Source organism: Streptomyces sp. NPDC048415 (assembly GCF_040651675.1).
GTDB lineage: Bacteria > Actinomycetota > Actinomycetes > Streptomycetales > Streptomycetaceae > Streptomyces.
The window spans coordinates 1-19,287 of the sequence record NZ_JBEZKJ010000130.1 but is presented as its reverse complement, the minus strand read 5'-3'; the positions used below and the strand labels follow the sequence as shown (position 1 = coordinate 19,287).

18 protein-coding genes and 3 pseudogenes are annotated in these 19,287 nt (G+C 67.3%); 10 read left to right on the top strand and 11 right to left on the bottom strand.

From position 1 onward, the window contains the following. Positions 1-1,429: 1,429 nt before the first annotated feature. The 3 genes from AB0D27_RS41440 to AB0D27_RS41430 form a co-directional block, all read right to left on the bottom strand. Complete coding sequence (locus AB0D27_RS41440) at positions 1,430-1,831, bottom strand: tautomerase family protein (protein ID WP_362519756.1); 402 nt, start codon at positions 1,829-1,831, stop codon at positions 1,430-1,432. 102 nt (positions 1,832-1,933) lie between these two features. Continuing rightward, positions 1,934-2,686: an alpha/beta hydrolase gene (locus tag AB0D27_RS41435; RefSeq protein ID WP_362519753.1), complete on the bottom strand. Its 753-nt coding sequence runs from the start codon at positions 2,684-2,686 to the stop codon at positions 1,934-1,936. A gap of 85 nt (positions 2,687-2,771) precedes the next feature. Further along, positions 2,772-3,197 carry a nuclear transport factor 2 family protein gene (locus tag AB0D27_RS41430; protein ID WP_362519750.1) on the bottom strand — a complete coding sequence of 142 codons (426 nt, stop codon included), beginning with the start codon at positions 3,195-3,197 and terminating at the stop codon, positions 2,772-2,774. Between the two features lie 275 nt (positions 3,198-3,472). Between AB0D27_RS41430 and AB0D27_RS41425 the strand changes: the two genes are divergently transcribed. From AB0D27_RS41425 to AB0D27_RS41400, 6 genes are all read left to right on the top strand, one after another. Next, a complete protein-coding gene (locus tag AB0D27_RS41425; protein ID WP_362519748.1) occupies positions 3,473-3,940 on the top strand; it encodes a helix-turn-helix domain-containing protein in 468 nt (155 codons plus the stop codon). A 129-nt stretch (positions 3,941-4,069) separates the two neighbouring features. Further along, a complete protein-coding gene (locus AB0D27_RS41420; RefSeq protein WP_362519745.1) occupies positions 4,070-4,654 on the top strand; it encodes a CGNR zinc finger domain-containing protein in 585 nt (194 codons plus the stop codon). 449 nt (positions 4,655-5,103) lie between these two features. Then, positions 5,104-5,838, top strand: coding sequence for a flavin reductase family protein (locus tag AB0D27_RS41415; protein WP_362519742.1), 735 nt, complete (start codon positions 5,104-5,106; stop codon positions 5,836-5,838). Positions 5,839-6,061: 223 nt separating this feature from the next. After that, positions 6,062-6,955, top strand: coding sequence for an alpha/beta fold hydrolase (locus tag AB0D27_RS41410; RefSeq protein WP_362519740.1), 894 nt, complete (start codon positions 6,062-6,064; stop codon positions 6,953-6,955). A 52-nt stretch (positions 6,956-7,007) separates the two neighbouring features. After that, on the top strand, positions 7,008-7,184 hold the full coding sequence (locus AB0D27_RS41405; protein ID WP_362519737.1) for a hypothetical protein: 177 nt from the start codon (positions 7,008-7,010) through the stop codon (positions 7,182-7,184). Positions 7,185-7,280: 96 nt separating this feature from the next. Continuing rightward, positions 7,281-8,000: a hypothetical protein gene (locus AB0D27_RS41400; RefSeq protein ID WP_362519734.1), complete on the top strand. Its 720-nt coding sequence runs from the start codon at positions 7,281-7,283 to the stop codon at positions 7,998-8,000. 181 nt (positions 8,001-8,181) lie between these two features. Here the strand turns inward: AB0D27_RS41400 and AB0D27_RS41395 are convergent, their stop codons facing one another. Together AB0D27_RS41395 and istA are read right to left on the bottom strand one after the other, a co-directional pair. After that, positions 8,182-8,412 carry a hypothetical protein gene (locus AB0D27_RS41395; protein WP_362519731.1) on the bottom strand — a complete coding sequence of 77 codons (231 nt, stop codon included), beginning with the start codon at positions 8,410-8,412 and terminating at the stop codon, positions 8,182-8,184. After that, on the bottom strand, positions 8,412-9,653 hold the full coding sequence (gene istA, locus AB0D27_RS41390) for an IS21 family transposase (RefSeq protein WP_362519728.1): 1,242 nt from the start codon (positions 9,651-9,653) through the stop codon (positions 8,412-8,414). The genes AB0D27_RS41395 and istA overlap by 1 nt, the downstream gene beginning before the upstream one ends. 337 nt (positions 9,654-9,990) lie before the next feature. Here istA and AB0D27_RS41385 point away from each other — a divergent pair. The 3 genes and pseudogenes from AB0D27_RS41385 to AB0D27_RS41375 form a co-directional block, all read left to right on the top strand. Then, positions 9,991-10,272, top strand: a pseudogene (locus AB0D27_RS41385) (transposase family protein); the annotation flags it as partial. A 322-nt stretch (positions 10,273-10,594) separates the two neighbouring features. Further along, a pseudogene (locus tag AB0D27_RS41380) lies at positions 10,595-10,833 on the top strand (transposase); the annotation flags it as partial. Between the two features lie 324 nt (positions 10,834-11,157). Next, positions 11,158-11,628: a hypothetical protein gene (locus tag AB0D27_RS41375; RefSeq protein ID WP_362519726.1), complete on the top strand. Its 471-nt coding sequence runs from the start codon at positions 11,158-11,160 to the stop codon at positions 11,626-11,628. On the opposite strand, the gene AB0D27_RS41370 is transcribed toward AB0D27_RS41375, so the two are convergent. The 6 genes and pseudogenes from AB0D27_RS41370 to AB0D27_RS41345 form a co-directional block, all read right to left on the bottom strand. Beyond that, positions 11,603-11,974, bottom strand: coding sequence for a helix-turn-helix transcriptional regulator (locus AB0D27_RS41370; protein WP_362519723.1), 372 nt, complete (start codon positions 11,972-11,974; stop codon positions 11,603-11,605). The genes AB0D27_RS41375 and AB0D27_RS41370 overlap by 26 nt on opposite strands. 33 nt (positions 11,975-12,007) lie before the next feature. Then, on the bottom strand, positions 12,008-12,499 hold the full coding sequence (locus AB0D27_RS41365) for an ATP-binding protein (protein WP_362519720.1): 492 nt from the start codon (positions 12,497-12,499) through the stop codon (positions 12,008-12,010). Between the two features lie 338 nt (positions 12,500-12,837). Further along, positions 12,838-13,596: a hypothetical protein gene (locus AB0D27_RS41360; protein WP_362519717.1), complete on the bottom strand. Its 759-nt coding sequence runs from the start codon at positions 13,594-13,596 to the stop codon at positions 12,838-12,840. A 522-nt stretch (positions 13,597-14,118) separates the two neighbouring features. Further along, positions 14,119-14,445 carry a hypothetical protein gene (locus tag AB0D27_RS41355; RefSeq protein ID WP_362519715.1) on the bottom strand — a complete coding sequence of 109 codons (327 nt, stop codon included), beginning with the start codon at positions 14,443-14,445 and terminating at the stop codon, positions 14,119-14,121. A 155-nt stretch (positions 14,446-14,600) separates the two neighbouring features. After that, positions 14,601-15,911 (bottom strand): annotated as a pseudogene (locus AB0D27_RS41350) (transposase). A 976-nt stretch (positions 15,912-16,887) separates the two neighbouring features. Then, positions 16,888-17,856, bottom strand: a complete 969-nt coding sequence (locus tag AB0D27_RS41345; protein WP_362519759.1) for an IS630 family transposase — start codon at positions 17,854-17,856, stop codon at positions 16,888-16,890. A gap of 23 nt (positions 17,857-17,879) precedes the next feature. On the opposite strand from AB0D27_RS41345, the gene AB0D27_RS41340 reads away from it, so the two are divergent. Then, positions 17,880-19,287: transposase (locus AB0D27_RS41340; protein ID WP_362519712.1), on the top strand; the 1,408-nt coding region annotated here is incomplete at its 3' end.

Below are 19,287 nucleotides of genomic sequence, written 5' to 3'. Positions count from 1 at the left end.
CTTCTGGCGTGGGAACTGGCCGGGATTCCAGCCGCAGGACATCGGTCGGCTCGCCAACCTTTCCGGCTACGAGCGCGCGCATGGATTGTGGCATGGGCATGAGATTTCTCCTTGAGTCGCGCTGAGCATCTGCCGACGGGGTCGCGAAGTACCGGTGTACCGTGTCCCAGCGAAGTGCTCGCCCAACAGCTGAGAGAAAAGCAGGACCGACGGCAATGGACGGTGGTTCACCACTAGATGTTGCGTCTGCCCCTCTGCGTTCCTGTGGACGACAGCGATGTTTGCGATCGGCTCACCGCGCACCTTCGATGCGTAGTCTTTGACGAAGCCATTCTCTCCGTACTTACCGATGTAGACGAAGTCCTGGTGCTCGTACAGAGTGCCCGCATAGGCCAGCACCGTAGGAACGTCCACGGCCCCGCGCACGATTGCGTTCAGAACCGAGCCCTCCGTCGTCACATCGTCGGCAAGGTTGTCCAGCCAAAGGGGGTAGTAGTCCGTGCGCTACCGCGCCGGGTCGCCGCTGTCCAGATACGTCGGTGTCGTCTTGTCGGTCATTTTCCAGCCGTTCCTAGTGGGGAAACCAGCTCCGCGAAAAGCCCTAATGAATACGAAAATAACCGTAACTGCCCAGGTCCGTTCCGCCAGCTCCTCCGGCAGCATGCCCGAAGCCGAAGCCACTTCCAGTAGGCCCTGGTGGAGGTCGGCGGTGCTCGGAGCGGACCCGGAGACGGGACGGGCGGAGCAAGGCGAAGGTGTGCTTCGACCACCCAGCGGGTCTTGACCCAGCAGGTCGCTTCGAACCCGGCGGAAGGGCCCCATGTCGTTGCGTCTGTTTCGCCGCCCAACTGCCGGTTTCGATGCTGGCCTCACTTTGCTTCCGCCGTCCGACCCGCTCCGACTTTGTGTGATCACCGGGGCCGAGGGCAGCGATGACGATTTGTCGTCCAAGTGCGACCAAGTCGAGGAGGGCCGGCCCGACTACTCCCAGGAGCACCGCCGACATGGGGTGACGCGCAGGTGGTGACGGACCCGGTCGGGCGGCTGCTGTGGAACTCGCCCGCAATGCTCGGCCGTGCCCAGGCTCCGACGGCAGCCTGCACTCACCGGAACATGCGCATCTGCGTATGCGAGGGCATCCTGTTGATCGCCGACCGCGCCTGCCTGGGCGGCGAGGCGCCGGCGCAGGCCCGTGGGCGACAACCGGTCAGGCGCCCGCCAGGCCGCGACCTGTCGCCGACCCGGCGCACGGTCGACCACGTGCTGTCCGCGCCACGAACGCCAGTGCAGCGGCGCGTGGCCCGCCTGGAGTCCTGGCGCATCTTCCACGAAGCCCGGTTCGGCTCGAATCGAACGTCATCGATCGCCGCGGCGGGAGACGCGCCCCCCGCTTATAGGCGAGTTCTTCGATTGGGCTGCACCCCGGGGTTCACCAGCGAGGGGCACCTTCGGCAAGCTGAAGATCGCCCCTGCCGAAGGAGAAGTTCTCGTTCGGTACCGGAATCAACGCGACGAATATGTCGTCGGGGGAGATGCCGAGCGCCTCGACCACCAGCTTGTTGATGGCCGCGCTCACTGCCCGCTTGTCCTCCAGGGGACGGTGAGCCCCTAGGAGTACCGTAATGATCATGGCATCGCTGCTGCGCTGCATGCCCATGAACGTCGGATCCAGGAACAGTTCGCTCTCCCGGTGTTCGCTGATCATGATGAAGCGGTCGCCCTCGGGAATGCCGAGTCCCTGCACCAGTGACTGGTTGAGGGCGTCGGCGAGTGCGCGCTTTTGTTCCGGCGAGAAGCGGTTGGCCGGTACATGGGCGTTGAAAACAGGCATCGGATTTTCTCCTCCGTCAGGGTGTGGCGAATGCGTTGTCGGCCAGGGCGTACTCAGCGGCGCGGCCGACGTCGGGACAAGGTCGGGACAAGGGGGTGTTGCTCAGCTCCTCGGCCCCATCAGGAAGTGCTCCTCGATGAGCGACACCGTGCGGGCAGGGGTTTCCATCGGGGGTAGGTGGGCTGCGCCATCGAGAACATCGCTGCGCACGTCGGTGTACTGGGGAACGATCTGCTCTTTGGCCACAGCAGCGGGCAGAACGGGATCGTGCCGGCCGGTGAGGACGAGGACGGGCCGCTGGTAGCCCTGGACCTCGCTGGACACGTCGTCCTGGGTCCAGGTCCGCAGGTAGGCCCGCATTGCCGCAGGGTCGGCCGTTCTACGGGATGCCTCGTTCACGTAGCGGACAAAGCCTGTCCCCAGTCGGCCTCCGGTCACTGCTGAGATGACCGCGGCCCGTGCGTCCAGGTTGTCCGTGGCCGCCTCGAACAGCTTCGAGCCGTCCGCATCGAGCGGGAAGGCGCGGCTGGGAACCGCACACAACAGCACCAGGCTGCTCAGGCGATGTCGGGCCTCCGGCTGCCCGGCGAGCCACTGCGCGGCTTGGCCGCCCATGGAGTGCCCGACCAGATGGAACTCGTCCCATCCCAGCACGTCGGCGACGTCAACGAGATCCTGTCCCATCTCGTGGATGGAGAAGTCGCCTGTCAGTCCCCGGGACCGCCCGTACCCGCGAAAGTCGGGAAAGGCCCAGGTGAACCGTTCGGCGTCGAGAAAGGGAATCATGCAGTCATAGCCTTCGTGACCGGCGAGCCAGGAGTGGGCCCAGATGACCTTCGACGCTCCGCTGCCCACCGTGTTGTATCCAAGAGCCATGTGAGATGTCATTTCCTCGGGTTGAGAGCCGGAATTCGACGAATCCGGATGGTGGATGGGGTACTCAGGCGGCCGCCGAGGGGAATACCTCCAGGCCGTCGATCACGTCACGCCCCTTGGCGGTGTCCGCGTAGAGCCGCGCCTCCGTGATCAGCCCATCGACCACGGTGAACAGCAGGCAGTGTTCGTTCTCCATGGTGCGACCGTTCTTCGCCTTCGCCCTGGCCCGGACGGGAACCACGACGTGCGACCCGGCATCGAGGACCGTGTGCGCGTCATAGTCGAAGTACTCGTAGTAATGATCGAAAAGGTCCTGATAGAAAGCCACGAACCCTTCCCTGCCGTGGAATGTCCCACCATAAGGAAGGGACGTGGGGAAGTGAAAAACCACGTCAGGCGACATCAGCGCCACCAGGTCGGATGAATCGTTCCTCTCAAATCCCCAATACGCTCGCCGACAAGCCTCCACGATCGCTTTGTTGTGCGACATGCTTCCTCCATGGTCAACGCTGAAAGGGGTTAGGGAGCGGAGACTGTGCCGGCGTACACCAACACTTGTCCGGCGGTGCGCGAAGCGGCCGGAGGGTACAGCGACGGTTCGACTGGGTCGTGATGTCTGCACGGCGGCCTCAGAGAGCCGATCAGTCTCTATTTGTGGTCAGCCCCGGGGCCCTGGGCCCAGGGGCTGGTGACCTAAGTGTCCATCTGGAACCCAGGCTCGTCAAGGCTGGGTTCCAGATGGAAACCTTGCAGTACCCTGAGGGCATGGAGTGGCAAGAACTTGATCTGGACAACTGCAGCGTCGCCGCAACCCTGGAACTGGTCGGCGAGCGATGGAGCCTGCTCATCCTGCGCGAGGTCTTCGCAGGACTGCACCGCTTCGACGAGATCGTCGACCATCTCGGGATCTCCCGACGGGTCCTGACAGAACGGCTTCGGCTACTCATCGACGCCGACCTGCTGGAGCGCCGGACCTATCAGGAAGCCGGGCAGCGTCCCCGCCAGGAGTACCACCTGACATCACGCGCACATGACCTTCAGTGGGTTCTGGCTGCTCTCCTTCAATACGGCGACACCCATCTCGGCGACACGGCCGGCGTGCCGGTGGTGCTGCAGCACTCCGGCTGCGGCGGCCACGTCCAGGTTGAGCTGCGCTGTTCCTGCGGGCACGAGGTTGCCGGCGCCGAAGTGGAGCCGACCCCGGGCCCCGGCGCCGTACGGGTGTCCCCCTGACGTGAGGCAAGGCCGGCCTTGACCGGCCGGTCGCGTCCTCCCTTCACGGAACGTCAACCCCAGTAAGATATGCAAGGTGAATGCTTCTGTTTTCCGTCTGGATAGCACGCTAGCCGCGGGGTGATTCGAATGAGCTGGTCGGCCACGGTTCGCTACAGCATGGAGCCGGCCCCGGAGGGGCTTGCCTTCGTGCAGGACCTTATGAACACCATCTCCGCCGGCAAGCCGCGCACCAGCGACCTGCTCGCAAACCCTGCCGATGCCCGGACCTGGCTCGCTCAGGCTCTGGCACAGTGGAGCCGATCCACCGGCACCCCTGCGGCCGGGATAGAGCTCGGCCCGGACGACCACGAGGAGCTTCGCGTCTTTCGTGACGAGCTGCGCCGCACAGCGGGACAAGACAGTGATGACGCACTTCCCCCGCTGCACACCGCGGCGGTGGCGCTGCAGCTCGGCGGGAACGGGCAGGTGCGCCCGGAGCCCCGCGGTGCCGGGTGGCGGCGGGTGGCGGCGCTCGCCCTGATCGAGGTCTTCCAAGCCCAGCGGGCGGGTACCTGGCAGCGGCTGAAATTGTGCCGCAACGAGCGATGCGGGACGGCGTTCTTCGACCGGTCACGCAACAACAGCGGTGTCTGGCACGACGTCAAGATCTGCGGCAACGCGGCGAATCTGCGTGCCTATCGGGCGCGGCAACGAGTCCAGAGCGCGTCGTAAGCACCGAACCGGCCGCATGACAGGCCGACAGGACCGCCCACTTGACCCTTCGGCGGCACCCGAGCGTGTCCGTGCGCGTTCTTGGCCGGAGGCCGTCCGCCCGGAGGCGGGGATGTTCCTGACGGCGCGGCACGGAGCACTGCCGTAACTCTCCAGCGTCACTCCAGAAGGCTTGCGCGGGGCGTTGGCGATTTTCCCTCCGTATTGGCATGTACGGGTTAGCGCAGCTCACAAGCACGCCCGCCGCATCCGTTCATCCGCTTGTGCCGCCTGTCGGAATCAATGGCGACACGCCCTTGTTCGAAAGAAGCAAAGTGCATACGCTTATTTCGCGTGAGGGTTGATGGGAGCACTGCTCCTCTGTCCAATCCCTCCGCCTCCCCCGGCAGTGGGCGTATTCGGCGCAGCGCCGTCCCCATGCCGCCTCTCAACCTGATGGAGAGTCTCCGATGATCATTGATGCCGCAGAGCTGGATGCCACTCACGCGTACAAACTGCTGGTCGGGAGCATCGTTCCGCGCGCCGTGGCCTGGGTCAGCACGGTGTCCGCCGAGGGCGTCGCCAATCTCGCGCCCGTCTCCTTCTTCACCGCGGTCGGGCGGAAACCGCCCATGGTCTCGCTCACCCTGCAGCCGCAGGCGGACGGGGTCACGCTGAAGGACACCATGGTCAACATCCGTGACACCGGCGAGTTCGTCACCAACCTGGCGACTCTGCCGCAAGTACACGCCATGCATGATTCGGCCTACGCGTTCGACCGTGATGTCGACGAGTTCGAGACGCTCGGCCTGGGCAAGGAGCCGTCCCAAGTAGTACGCGCACCCCGCGTCAAGGGAGCGCCGATCTCGTTCGAGTGCGTCGTCGACCGCATCATCCCCGTCGGGGATGGGACCGAACACGTGGTGTGGGGCCGGGTAGTGCGGTTCCACGTCAGAGACGACCTGTATCTGGAACGTGGACGGATCGACACCGCCGCGCTGCCGGCCGTCGGCCGGCTCGCCGCCGAGTACACCTTGGTGGACAACGTCTTCTTCACGCCCCTGGACGAGGAGGTTCTTACCGCCCGGCAAGGCCGCAGGATGCAGCGCCTGGACGAACGGCCGGCCGACTGGTCCCCGATCGACACCAAGCAGTGGTCCCCCTCCGGTGCGACATCCGCCCCTGAAGAGTCGGCGCAGCGATGAGGACGGAACGCATCGGGCAGACCGATGTGCGGTATCGGCGACCGTACCGAGGCGAACGGACCGTTCCTGCACAACCGGTTCGCTGACGGAGCAGGTGCTGTGGTCGACGCGCTCGGCACTCCCTTGTGACGGGTTCGTCTGCGATGCGTGAACCGCTGCCCGACGCTATCGACGCCTGTCATTTCCACCGTGCTGAGGCCCGGTTACATCAAGGAGGTTCCTCATGATCGAACGCAAGGATGTCGAATTCGAAGCCGACGGCGGTCTCACACTGCGCGGTTGGCTCTTCCTCCCGGGCGGGCCGGGTCCGCATCCGGCGATCACCATGGCCCATGGCTACGCGGGGGTCAGGGACCACGGACTCGAACCCTTCGCGCGAGCCTTCGCCGAGAACGGATTCGTCGTCCTGCTGCACGACCACCGCACCTTCGGGGCCAGTGACGGCGAGCCGCGGCACGACGTGGACCCCTGGCAGCAGATCGCCGACTGGCGGCGGGCCATCTCCTACCTGGAGAGCCAACCGGAGGTCAACGCCGAGCGGATCGGCCTGTGGGGCACCAGCTACGCCGGCGGCCACGCGATCGTGCTGGGCGCGACGGACCGTCGGCTGCGGGCCGTGGTCTCCCAGGTCCCGACCATCAGCGGGTACGAGCAGGGACTGCGCCGCGTCGATCCCGACGCCCGAGCAGGCCTCGAGGAGTCCTTGACCGAGGACGAACGGGCACGATTCCGCGGCGAAACTCCGCGCACCGTGGCCATCGTCAGCAGTGATCCCGCGGTGCCCGCGTCGTACCGGTCGCAGGGGGCCATCGACTTCTACCTGCAGCCGAAGCCCGACGGTGTGTGGGAGAACAAGGTCACGGTCCGTTCTACCCGCGCGGCCCGCATGTACGAGCCGGGAACCTGGATCACGAGGGTCTCTCCCACACCGCTGCTCATGGTGGTCGCTCTCAACGACACGGTCACCGTCACCGACCTGGCACTCGCCGCCTACGAACGGGCGCTCGAACCGAAGCGGCTGCAGTTGCTCCCGGGCAGCCACTTCGACCCGTACACAACCCAGTTCGACCAGTCGAGCGCCGCCGCCCTCGCCTGGTTCCGTGAGCACCTCACATGACTGGCGAACACGCCCACGGGGGCGCACCGCCGGTGCAAGACCGAAAGGACCCATGCCCCACCTGACCTACGCCATCGACGACGGCCTCGCGACATTGGTCCTGAACAACCCGCAGCAGAACCGCACCGATTCACCGACAGCAACCGAGCTCGCCGAAACCCTCGAGAAATTGGCCGCAGCAGCGCCCGTGCTGTCCTCGTGCACGCCGAAGGCCCCGAATTTCAGCTAGGGCAGCCGGGTGATGCGTGGCCCGGCACTGACCCATCCGGCCGAATCGCCGGCTCCCTCCCGCACCGACGAACGGAAAGCACGGTAGGAAACCAACGTGAATGATCTGCTCACCAAGGCCATCGAGGCCCATGGCGGGATCGAACGCTGGCAGGAACTGACCCAGGCGCAAGCCACCATTGTCAGTGGTGGCGACCTGTTCGCCATCAAGGGCCTGCCGCAGGATGCCACGCCACGCATGATGACCGTCAGGCTGCACGAGGAGCACGCCTCGGTACAGCCCTTCGGCGCTCGCGACCAGAAGACCGACTTCACGCCCGGCCGAGTGAGCATCGAAAAACTCAACGGGCACGTGGTGGCCGAACGCAAGGACCCTCGTACATCTTTCTCCGGACACACACTCGAGACACCCTGGGACCCGCTGGACCGCGCCTACTTCAACGGCTATGCGTTGTGGACCTACCTCACCACGCCCTTCCTGCTTGCCATGCCCGGCTTCACGGTCACCGACATCGAGCCGTGGCGGGAAAGAGATGAGGTCTGGCCAGGGCTGCGCGCCGCCTTCCCGCTCCAGATCGCAAGCCACAGCGCCCACCAGGACTTCTACTTCGGTCCCGACCGGCTCCTGCGGCGCCACGACTACCACGTCGACGTGGCTGGCGGATTCGCCGCCGCACAGTACGTCTACGACTACGCAGAAGCGGACGGCATCGTGCTGCCCACCAAGCGCCGGGCTTACCGCCGCGACACCGACGGTCGTCCGCTCCCGGAGCAGGTCATGGTTTCCATCGACCTCAGCAACGTCCACTTCAGCTGACAGAGACCTCTGTCGATGCCCCCTCTGTGCCTGTGTGTGGCGCGCACCGCCCTCTTCAGGTAACGGGATTCCCCGGCCCCGGCTGAGGCCGCCGTCGATGGACAGGAGGTGCTCGCCAGTGCGCGGGATCTACACCAAGTGGGGCCGCTCGAAGCCAACATGCTGGAGCCGCTGAACGACGTCACAGCCAGCCCAGGCGGCCGGCCTGGCCGGCGGGGCGTGCGACGGACTGGCTGCGCGGGCGGCGCTCGGTGTCGTAACGGGCCACTGCGGACTCGAGCCGGTCGGCGGCGTCCAGCAGGGCCGGGGCCTTCATCGCGCGGGCGAGGAAGGCGAGGTCGGCGGCCGTTTGGGAGCCGGTTCTGCGGCCCGCTGGGGTGCTTTCGGCCGGGGCAGTGGTGGTGCGGGGCATCAGCCGGCCTCCCTGTCGCCGCCGCCTTCGATGACGGTGAACAGCCGGTCATAGGAGCCCAGTTCGCGTTGCTCGACCTCGACGAGCGGGTCGGCCTCGACCTGGGCGGCCTGGTGATGGCGGGCCTGCCCGCGCATCGTCTGGCCCGCAGCGGCGTGATCGGGATCGGTGAGGGTCTGGTGGCGGGCCCAGCAGCGGGGGTGGCGGGCGACGATCACGCCGCCGGGCGCCAGCGCGATGACTTCGTCGTTGTCGGTGAGCACGGTGACCGTGCGTCCGATGGCCTCGGGGTGCACGGAGTAGTCGTTGGTATCGACGCGGACGTAGTGGTCACGCCCGATGCGGGCCTGCATCCGCCACCAGGCGGGCGGGTCGACGGGCGGCAGAGTGAGCATTCCGGCCCGGTCGGCCTCCCACCGCTCGATGGGACGGGCCTGCAGGGTGCGGTGCAGACGCCGGTTGGCGACAGCCAGCCAGGCGGTCAGCTGGGTGTTGAAGTCGCCGGGTCCGCTGAAGGTGCGGCCGGGCAGGAAACTCGTCTCCAGGTAGCCATTGGCCCTCTCGACCAGCCCTTTCGCTTCTGGATCACGCGGACGGCAAAGATGGATCTTCGTGGCGAGCAGGCCCGCGAACGCGGCGAACTCTGCCGTCAGCCTGCCGCGGCCGACCCCGGCCTCGTTGTCCCAGACGAGCGTCTTGGGCACCGCACCCCAGGCGGACAGCAGCCGCCAGTGCCCGTCGATCAGGTCGCCGGTCGTGCGCGAGGGCAGCATCCGCGCGGCGATCACCCGCGAGTAGCCCGACACCATCACCAGCACCGGCGGACGCCCCGTCTGCCCATAGCCGAGCGGGACGTCCGCCTCGGGAAACCACAGGTCGCACTGGGCCAGCTCACCCGGCCGATAGGTCGTGCGGGAAACCGGATCCACGGGAACGTAGGCGGGCCGCAGTTCCCGCACCCGCTCCTTGAGGACCGTCATCCCGCGCTCCCACCCGATCCGCTCGGCGATCACCGTGGCGGGCATCGTCGGGGTCTCCCTGAGCAGCTCACGGATCTGCACCTCGACGGCGTCGACCACCGAGCCCTTGGCCGAACGCTCGTACTTCGGCGGCCGGTCACTCGCCAGCGCCCGCTTGACCGTGTTCTTCGAGATCCCCAGATGCCTCGCGATCGCCCGAATCGGCATCTGCTCGGCCCGGTGCAGCCTGCGGATCTCTGCCCAGTCCTCCACGCAGATCACCCTCTCCCTCCTGACCTCAGATCAAGATCAGGTTCAGGCGAAGATCACCAAGTGGGTCACTTTTGATCCGCCGTCAGAGGGTCAGGATTCGAGCGACGCCGAGAATCGCAACTGCCGCAAACCTGCTGGGATGGCGAGATGAGGACGGCTCATTGGCCGAGACCGAAGGCTCCGTGTCATCGGGACCACCTCGGTAGCAGGCAGCGGGCAGCCGTGATCGCCTGCTCGCGCCTGAGCATGAGCGGGCGTCTTGGGTCGCGCTGCCGTATGGATGTTCGCGCGGGTCAAACGTTGATGGCGCTTGAAAACGGCTCTGGCCGCAGTTCCGTGAAGCCGCATGTCAGCGGCAGGAACGCGGGATCGTTTCACCAGGGTGTTTCTTGCTGTGGCGAGCAAGACGGTTGAGGATGTGCTGTTTCCCGGGGTCGATGTGCGAGCGGAGCGCGCCAGCGACTCCTCCGGTGCACTGATGGTGGAGGCGGATTCCACCGGACGGCCGGGCCGGTGCCCGGACTGCCGGAAGAAGGCCAGACGCGTGCACAGCGTGAACCAACGCAGCCTGAACATAAGGCCGTTGGGCTCCCAGCGGGTCGTCGTCCGGCTCCAGGTCCGCCGGTACTTCTGCGACCGGAAGAAGTGTTCCCGGAAGACGTTCGTCGAGCAGGTCCCGGGCCTGTCCGAGCGGCACCGCCGCTCCAGCACCGGGCTCACGGGCTGGCTGCGGTCAATCGCAGTCGAGTTGGGCGGCCGTCCGGCCGCGCGGCTATGCCGGCGTCTTCGGGTGGCCGCTGGCCGCACCCGGCTGCTCAGGCTCCTGACGGCGCCGCCGGTACCAGACCGCGCCCCTCGGATGCTGGGGGTGGACGAGTTCGCCTTCCGCAAAGGCTGCACCTACGGGTCAGAGCTGCCCGACTACCGCAGCACCGATGAGACCTCACACCGGCCGTACCGTCCACCGGATGACCAGCGCGCCTACCGCGGCGAGGACAAGACCGATGCCAGGGACGCCCTCGTCATCGCTGACCAAGCCCGCATGCGCCGGGACTTCACCCCGATCGACACGCCGCCCGAGTTGGTCTCTACGCTGCAACTACTGACCAGTTACCGCCGTGACCTGATCACCGACCGGGTTCGACTCGTCAACCGGCTGCGGGATCTACTGGTCGGCATCTGCCCATCTCGCATGCCTTCCTCTATTACAACCCCGACCTGCGAGGACGCATTGAACGCCTGCGGTCCCAAGCCCGCCCGGTTCCTGCACCGGCCGCCCCCGCCGACGCGGAAAGCACACTCGTTCTCGCTCTGGCAAGCCAGATCACGCGCCTGAAGGAGCAGCACCGAGAAAAAGGACAGGCCCTGCGGGACGCGCTGGAGCAGGCCCACGGCGAGAACCTCGACCTACGACGCGAACTCGCCCGCCGCGGCCTGCCACGGGCGGCCCTCGCCGAAACGAAGTAGCGGCCGGTCACCACCATGCCGCAGGATCAACCTCGTGGAGACAGTGGTGCAGTGGGTCCGCACGTCATGGACCAAACAATCCCGCGGCGGGCTCGAAGCCGCACGTCGGAACGCGACCCCGACGGCCTTTCCGCTGCCGCTCGGCTCGCCGCCCTTCATGCACGAGGTCCGGATGCACGAAGCCGAAGACTTCCAGCCCCGGTCTGTGACGCACGACGGTATGCCCGACTCCAGCACGGACGCCGACGTGCTCTTGCGGGAAGTCGACGGACTACTGCGGGTTCAGCTGGTCGCGACGCCATTCGGCATGCCGCGCAGACGGCGGCGTCCCCCGGCCGTTCGCCTCGCCCGCGGAGAATGGCTCCGCTGGCAGATCAACTACCGCTTTACCGGTTCACGCGGCGGTGAATGGACCTACCGTCTCGACACGCTCAACATCGTCCACGGTCCGGCACAGACCGACCTCTTCCTCGGCGCCCCCACCCGCCACGTCAACGAACTTGCCAGCCTGCGCTGACGCCACCTTGCAGCAATCTCCTCAACGATCTGAAGCGCAAGAACGCCACATCAAAAGCTGAAACCAGTTTCAGGTGCGGCGCCTCCGTCAACGGCGTGCTGTGCCCTGACGCCCCCTTCCCCAGGGTCTCGATCGCCGCGATGCTCAGCCAGCACGCTCTGGCGATGTCCTTGACGACAGACCACGACGGGCGTGTGTGACCGGCCTCGGCCCGCTGGACGGTCGCCACGGAGCGGCCGATCCAATCAGCGAGCTCCTGGCGTGTCAGGCCGCGCCGGCTCCGTGCACGGCGCAGCTCCAGCGCAAGCCGCCCCGGGCCATTGCGGGGGTCGAGAATCGGCGTCACCGGACGCCCCTGTCGACGTGCCATCGTGTCGCGTCATGCCGCCTGGCCAGCGGACACCAAAGCGCGCCATGCAGAGCGCAACGCGCGTGGCGGGCCCACCGAACCGAGCCGTGCCACGGTCAGGGCGAGCACGCCGGCGCTCCCGAGCACGGCCGCCAGCTCGCGCGGCGGCGTGCCGAGAAGGGATGGGACGACCGCCATCACGACGATGACAGCGGCCTCGCCGAAGCCGATTCGAGGTCGGGATCCGGCGGTGCAGGCGGCTAAGGTCTGCTGGAGGGGCATATGGTCGGCCTTGGTGGACGTCGGCGGGCGGGCGACCGTCTGGGCAGCGGTCGCGAACGCGACCCGGTGGCCGGCATGACACGCCCGGATGCCGAGCCCGGTGTCGAGGTGGGCTTCGCCGGTGCCGGGCGGCCCCAGGAAGATCACGTTCTCCTTCCCGACGACGAAGTCCAGCGTCCCCAGATGGGCGATCGCCTCCCGCTTGACTGACCGCTGGTGGTCGAAGTCGAAGTCCTCCAAAGACTTGCGGGAGGGGAAGCATGCCGCCCGGATGCGGCCTCGGCGCCGTGGCTGTCGCGGGCGGCGACCTCCCGCTGCAGGCAGGCGGCCAGATACTCCTCATCCTTGCCATTCAGGGCCTGCTCGATCTGCGTCATCATCACCACGCTGATCGGGAGTTGGACCGCCGACAGATGGGCCCGACGCGTCGCGGAAGACGGCGATGTCGCGGCGGCAGGCTCCGAGCAGCTCCAGGTACTCCTCCACCGGCCAGCTGGCGAGCGTGCCGGAGCGCGACAGGTACAGGCCGACGGTGTCGATCCGGTACTGGTCCCCGGTGTCGAGCAGCAGGTAGCCGATCAGCTGCCACGCTTAGCCCTGGCGGAGCGTGCGGGCGAATCGAGTGCTCTTGAAGTCGAGCAGCATCCCGTCGACGGCGAGGTCGGCGTCCGCGCTGATCCGGTCGGTGGGGAACGTGGTGCCTGGGTGCAGTCCTCCGGCCGTGTCCGGGCCCGCAGGGCGTCCAGCGGGCCGTCGGTGGCCTTGTAGCGCTGGGTGACGAAGTCGGCCACCATGTCGCGGTGCGGGAGCTCCAGAAGCCGTTCCAGGGTGAAGGTGCCGGAGTCCTCCCGGCCGGTGATGGCCAGCGGGTTGAAGGCGAACCCGATCGAGGTGCGGTAGTTGACCTGGTACCAGGCCGCCGCAATCAGCATCCGGGCCAGGTCCTCCTCTTCGTCATGGGCCCGGTCCATCGGCAGCTCACGGTTGTCGAGCTGGAGGCCAAGGACTGTCTCCTCCAAGCGCGCGGCGAGTTCCTCGCCCACTTCCCGCATCCGCTGGCTCGGGTCGGAGTCGTAGGTGCCGGTGAGCAGGATGCCGGCGCGCGCGACGTGGTCGACGGGCTCGGCAGTGGTGAACGCCAGGCGCAGCCGGTAGTCGATCGCGGTGCCGACGTTCTCGGCCTCGGTGCCCACGCCAGGGCCTGGTAGCAGGATCTGGTCGCTCTGGTCCCGGGCACGGAAGGTCTTGCACAACGGGTCGGCGCCGGCCGACAGTTCACGGTCCAGGAACCGGCGCAGCGGGGTGCGCGGACAGTGCAGCCCAGAGGTCAGGCTCATGAGGTCACCGCCTTGGGCAACGAGCGCCGCCAGGGCGCGATGGAGTTGTCACAAGGCCGGACGTTAGGCAGCAGCACTGACAATCCGTCGCCCGCAGGGAGTAACTGCGCGGATAAGCGGGCGCGGGGTTCATCCGCACGAGAGGCGGCGCGGCGTCCATGGCGACGCGGGAATCGGTGGTGAGGCGGGGGGCGGGACCCAGCAGCGTCATGCGGCCCCTCACGGCCTCGCAGGACGGCACGTCTACCTGGGGGAATGGGCTGTGAGCCCCACGCTGGGTCTGACGTGACACCAGGTGCGTGACACCGGCCGCGGTGTCCTCTGACAGTGAAGTTGGAACATCTGCCATCGAAGTTGGACTGATCAGCGGACCATAGTGAGCCGTTCCTTCTTCCGGCCGCCAGGTAGACCCGTCGACGGTGCCCTCACCTGTCCGCCGAGCCGGGCCCGAGGCACCCGACGCGATCCCAGCTCTGAGTCTGACGCCCCGCAGCCTTCGTAGCAGGGCACACCCTTGACCGCTCAGCCGAACCTCACGCTGTGCGGGGTATCGCTGTAGTTCCTGGTCGTGTGGGACGGCACCGTGTCGATGACCCGGGATTCGCAGTCCCCCGGCTCCTCGTACACGGTCGCCCGGGAGTCCGTGCCGTTGCGCACCTGCGCTGCACCCCCGACCAGGAGGAAGCACTCGCCGTTTTCCGGGTTCTCGCTGTCGAACACCCTGCCGTCCACCGAGGTGTAGGAGAACGGGCCGGTGGCTGCCTGCGCGGTCGTTGTCATCCCGGTGAACAGCACGAGCGCCGCTCCCGCCGTCACAGCCAACCGGCCCACCCGATTGAGCGCGTACATAGCGTTCTCCTCTCGCTGACCTGCCTACTTTCCCCAAGAGTCCGGTTTCATAGAAGCCTTCGGGAGCAGACCGGTCCGGCCATCACCCGAATGGGGCCCCGAATCCGCCGGCAGGTGCGGCAAGATCGTCGCTGGTGGACGACACTGAGCTTGTCCTACCTTCCAAGGTTTCCAGGTCTGCCGATGGCCTTGAGGGTCTCGGCGCGTTTGACGGTTTTGCCGACGTCGTAGCGGGGTGCCCGGCGTTTGTTCTTGGCGCCGGGTGGCCGTCCGGGACCTGTCCCTGTGGGTTTGGGAATACGGGTCGGGCAGGCGAGGTGGGCGCGGAGGTTCCTGCAACCCCCGGCGGACCCGGGCCGGGCTGAGCCGGTCGGGGGCGGTGGGTTTCTCCCAGGGCCGACGGAGGTCTGCGGTGAGGGGACGGGCGAGTCGGAGCTGGGTGTGGGCGACGATCAGGATCCAGGTCCAGCGGTCCGCGGCCCCGGGAATGCGCAGTTTCGGGGTAGTCCAGCCGAGGGTGACCACAGCCACACTGGCGGGGCGTCGCGTTCCTTCGGGAGGTGCTCGACTTTCAGCTGGATCAACGTGCCTTCAACCAGGGGTAGTTCTCCGTCGTGGTCGAGCCAGGCCGAGCGGTGGGTGAGCCGGGGGTGGATCCGGTCCCATGCCTGGGTTTCGGCCTTGCCGTAGTTGCTGGTGTCTGTGGCTGTGGTGATCGTGGGCTCGGGCCAGGTCCCCGGCTTGGTGAAGCGGAACTCCGGTCCGTGTTTGGGCGGCCGGCCGTTGGCGCCGTGCGTCCTCGGTGGCTCCATCTCGACGGGGAGGTCGCGCAGGACCCAGGCCAGGCGGGTGATGTCGTAGCCGGCGTCGCTGACGATCACGATGTCCGGGTCCCCGGCCCGCCACTGACCGGCGGCGATGAGGCGTTCGACGATGTTACGGAGTTGGGCAGCGGTGATCGCGGTCGCGTCATCCGCCGGTCCGAGCCGCACAGCGTCCAGGATCGCGGTCCATGACGTGGCGCCTGGCCTCCAGGGCGTCGACGAACGAGTAGGGCCAGCCGGGGATGAACTGCGAGGCCGTCTTTGCACGGCCGTAGACGTGACAGGACAGCCGCTCCGCCGAGCACGGCGCGTCTGGACGCAGCCACGGCGACACATCGACCGCCAGCACCAGGCGCCCGCCGTCGAAGCGAGGCAGCGACAGCCCGGCCAGCACGGTCCGCAGCCGATCCATGTCGATCCGGCCGCGGTTCAAGCCGCCGTACATCGCTCCGTGCCCAGGCGATCCTCAGGCAACAGCGTCAGGTCCACCGGGGACTTCACCGCACCGTCCGCACACAACACCGCTTCGGACAGCTCGAACAGTGCATCGCGTCGTGCGGTCAGACACTCGTAGAACTCGCCCCTGAAGCGTGACGCTTCCGCCAACGCTTCCCTCCGGACAGCACCAGGCAGCAGACTCACCCTCACGGCCTTCGTCTTGGTCACGTGCACCTTGGTCAGAGCACATGATCAGACGAAGGCCGCCTCGGCGTCCGGTGAATCCCCAGGTGAGCGACCCAGTTCGAGGCATCGTTCGAGGCAAGTACTCGGCGCCGCGCAGGTGGCTGCTAGCGCATCGGTGCTTCCATCTGCACTTCACGCCAGGGAATCTCGGAACGACACCCCGGCGCCTTCATCGAAACCAAGAGGCCGCGGACGAAACCTTGGACGAGGCTGCCGCCTACTGCCGAAGGAGCCTCTGACTCACCCCACCTGCGTCCAGTCTCCGATGATCTCGTCGCCGAGGTTGCACCATGCGGTGCTCTCCGCGCTCGCCCATACCCAGGGACCGTAGTGCACGTACTGGTAGCCCCCCAGGGTCTCGCACGTGATCACCTCACGGTATCGCCCCGAGTTGCACCAGGTCTTGTTCCCATGGTGGCCCGCGCTGCCGAACACCCGTTGGCCCCAACATGACTGCAGTGCGGAGTTGCTGGGCGCAGGAACAGCGGTCAGTGACGAGCCGCTATCCGCTACAGCGCTCGGCGCGAGGGACAGCGCTCCCCCCAAGACGAGCGCCGTTAAGGCTACTGTCCTTGCGATACGACCTTTGATCATGCAGATCCCCCAGTTGTTGACGTGATGTGTATCCGTCGCCGGCTCCCGCCGTTGCGGCGGTTGATTGCCTGCTGCCTCAACGTAGGCGTCGCCGGAGGACAACCGCCAAGGTTTCGAAGACCGTCGAAAGGTGTTTGGCGGCGGGCTCCTCCTGTTGGACCCCAGCGCTCCCGTCATCATTGGCAGCAGCGGATCACCGCCCTCCAGGCAGTACCGCCGAGCCGTCTCACCAGCCCCGCGCCCAACGCGCCGAAACCTCAGGGCCATCGGCAGACCTGGAAGATCTTGGTAGATAAAGAACAAGCTAAGTGGTTGGCTCCGGAAGTCCATCGGAGGTTGATCACGCTGGGAGCCGGAGCGAGGATTCTTCCGAGTTATCGGGGGTGTGCCGGTCGAGCCTGGGCCAGCAGATCGTCCAGGTCGATAGTGATGAAAACTTCCACTGGAACGGCTGTGCCATGGCGTTGTAGCGGTCTTCGAAGGCTCGGAGCCGGTCCCCGACCTCGGCAAGGTCGGTGAAGTCGTTGGGAGTCACGACCTTGCGCTGTACGACGGAGAGGAAGATCTCCACCTGGTTCATCCAGGAGGCGTGCACCGGGGTGTGGACCAGCACCCCGTTCGGGAATGCCGCGGTCAGCCGGTCGGCTGCGGCCTGTCCGCGGTGGGAGGAGCCGTTGTCGACGATCCAGAACACACGCTTCGCGCTCGCGTAGACTTCCTGGCTCATGACCTGGGCAACCAGGGCCATGAACGGGATGATGCCGGTGGTCGGCTCGAAGCGGCCGAACACCGTGGCCTGGTGGATGTCATAGGCGGCCAGGTAGGCCAGCGCTCCGCCGCGCCCGTAAGTGTGGTTCACCCGCATCGCCCTCGCCTGTCCCGGTGCGAGGGTGGGGTGACAACGGGCCTGGATGGAGGTCTTCTCGTCCGCGCTGATCACGTACTCGTCCGCGCCGAGCGGCTCACCGTCCCAGGTGCGGGCATACAGGTCCAGGGTTCGGGCGGCCTTGGAGCGAAAGTCGGGGTCGGTGATGAAGATCCAAGAACGATGCTGCCAGGGTTTGATCGTGTCCTGGCTGAGCCAGCGGCGCACAGTGGAGGCCGACACGGACGCGGCGATGCCCCGCGCCATGGCCTCTCGGGCCAGCTCCGGACACGACCAGCGCGACAGCGGCACGCCGGTCTCGGCGGGGAGCTGGCCGGCCAGCGCCTTGATCTGCGCGGCCTGCAGCGGCGTGAAGACGGCGGGCCGTCCCGGGCAATGCGCAGCGCGGAGGCGCGGAAGCGGCTCCTGGCGGAGAGCGGCCAGTGCCCGGACGGTGGTGATGTCGCGTGAGCCGGAAGCCGCCGCTCGCCGAGGGCGAGACCTCCCGCACCGCGTGTGCCCGTGGCGTGTTGCGCACGGGCATGGATGAGAAGACCGGCGAACTGCTGTCTGCCGCGGTGCTGGCGGAACGCGTGGGCTGGTGCGCGGGCCTGGTCTGCGGCATGGTCAGTGCACTGACCGTCGAGCACTGGAACACCGCCGACGTGGACGCCCTGGCATCCGGCGAGGACGCCGGGGGCAGGAAACTGCCGTCGAATGCGTGGATGGCACTGCGCCGCCTCGGCTGGGTCGTCGCGCCGCCCGAGGGTGTCAAGGTCAACGATCGCATCGTGCGGATGGCGCAGGAGCAGGCCGGGCGCGTGCTGCGGTCGGCGAAGTGGCGCGCCGATCTGACGGCCGGTGTCCTCAAGACGTGGCCGGGTGATCCGGCCAAGCGCACAGCGGACGAGTGGGACGCGGTGCGCGATGCGGTGCCCGGCGGCCAGTTCCTGCCGTCCAGCGTGATCAAGTCCCGTACCCGGCAGGCCACAGCATTCGTCCGGAACAACGGCCGGATGCCGGTCGATGTGTTCGAGCTGGAGCCCACACCCCGGATCGCACACATGTTGCTGCTGTCCGCGTGTGACGCGCAGCAGGCAACCATCGAACGCGCCGACGAGCCCGGCCGCGTCCTGCTGCGGCTCCAGCTGCCCACCCGCCCCGACCCGGCCTCATACAAGGACTGGAGCTGGGTCGCCTGCCCGCTCGGCCTGCCGCCGACGATCCCGGCCGGTGCGGTGCTGCACCTGCCCACCCTGCGCACCCACCAGGGCCGGGTCCGGGCTGATCTCGCCTACACCCACGCTGTCTTGAAGACCGCCCGCACCGGGCACACTGTCGCACTCGGCGTGTACTGGGGCCTGAACACCCTGCTCAGCGCGGGCGCGGCACGCCTGCACGACGACGGCCGGATCACCCCCCTGGGCTCCGGCGCTCAGTTCCGCGCCGCCGGGGTCCTCGCCAAACAGCACCGGCTGAGGCGGTTGTCCGAGCACCTGCACGCCAAGGCCGACCACTACCAGCGGCTCACGGGCGGGCACGGACATCACCCGATGGCCGCCAAGCACACGGTCCTCTCCGATGAGATCCAGCACGTCTGCGACCGCCGCTCGAACCTCAACGCTGCACTCGCCTGGGCCGCAGCACGCTGGACGGTGGATCAGGCCATCGCCGCCGGGGGAACCGTGATCTACGCAGAAGACCTGCGGTCGATGGAAGCCAAGGGCATGGGCCGGACACACAACACCCGCATGTCCCAACAGGTGCGCGGGCAGATCGTGGAGCGTATGCGGCACCTCGCCGCCGAAGTGGGCATTGCCGTCGTCACCGTCCCGGCGCGCAACACCTCCAAGCACTGCCCCCAGTGCCTCACCC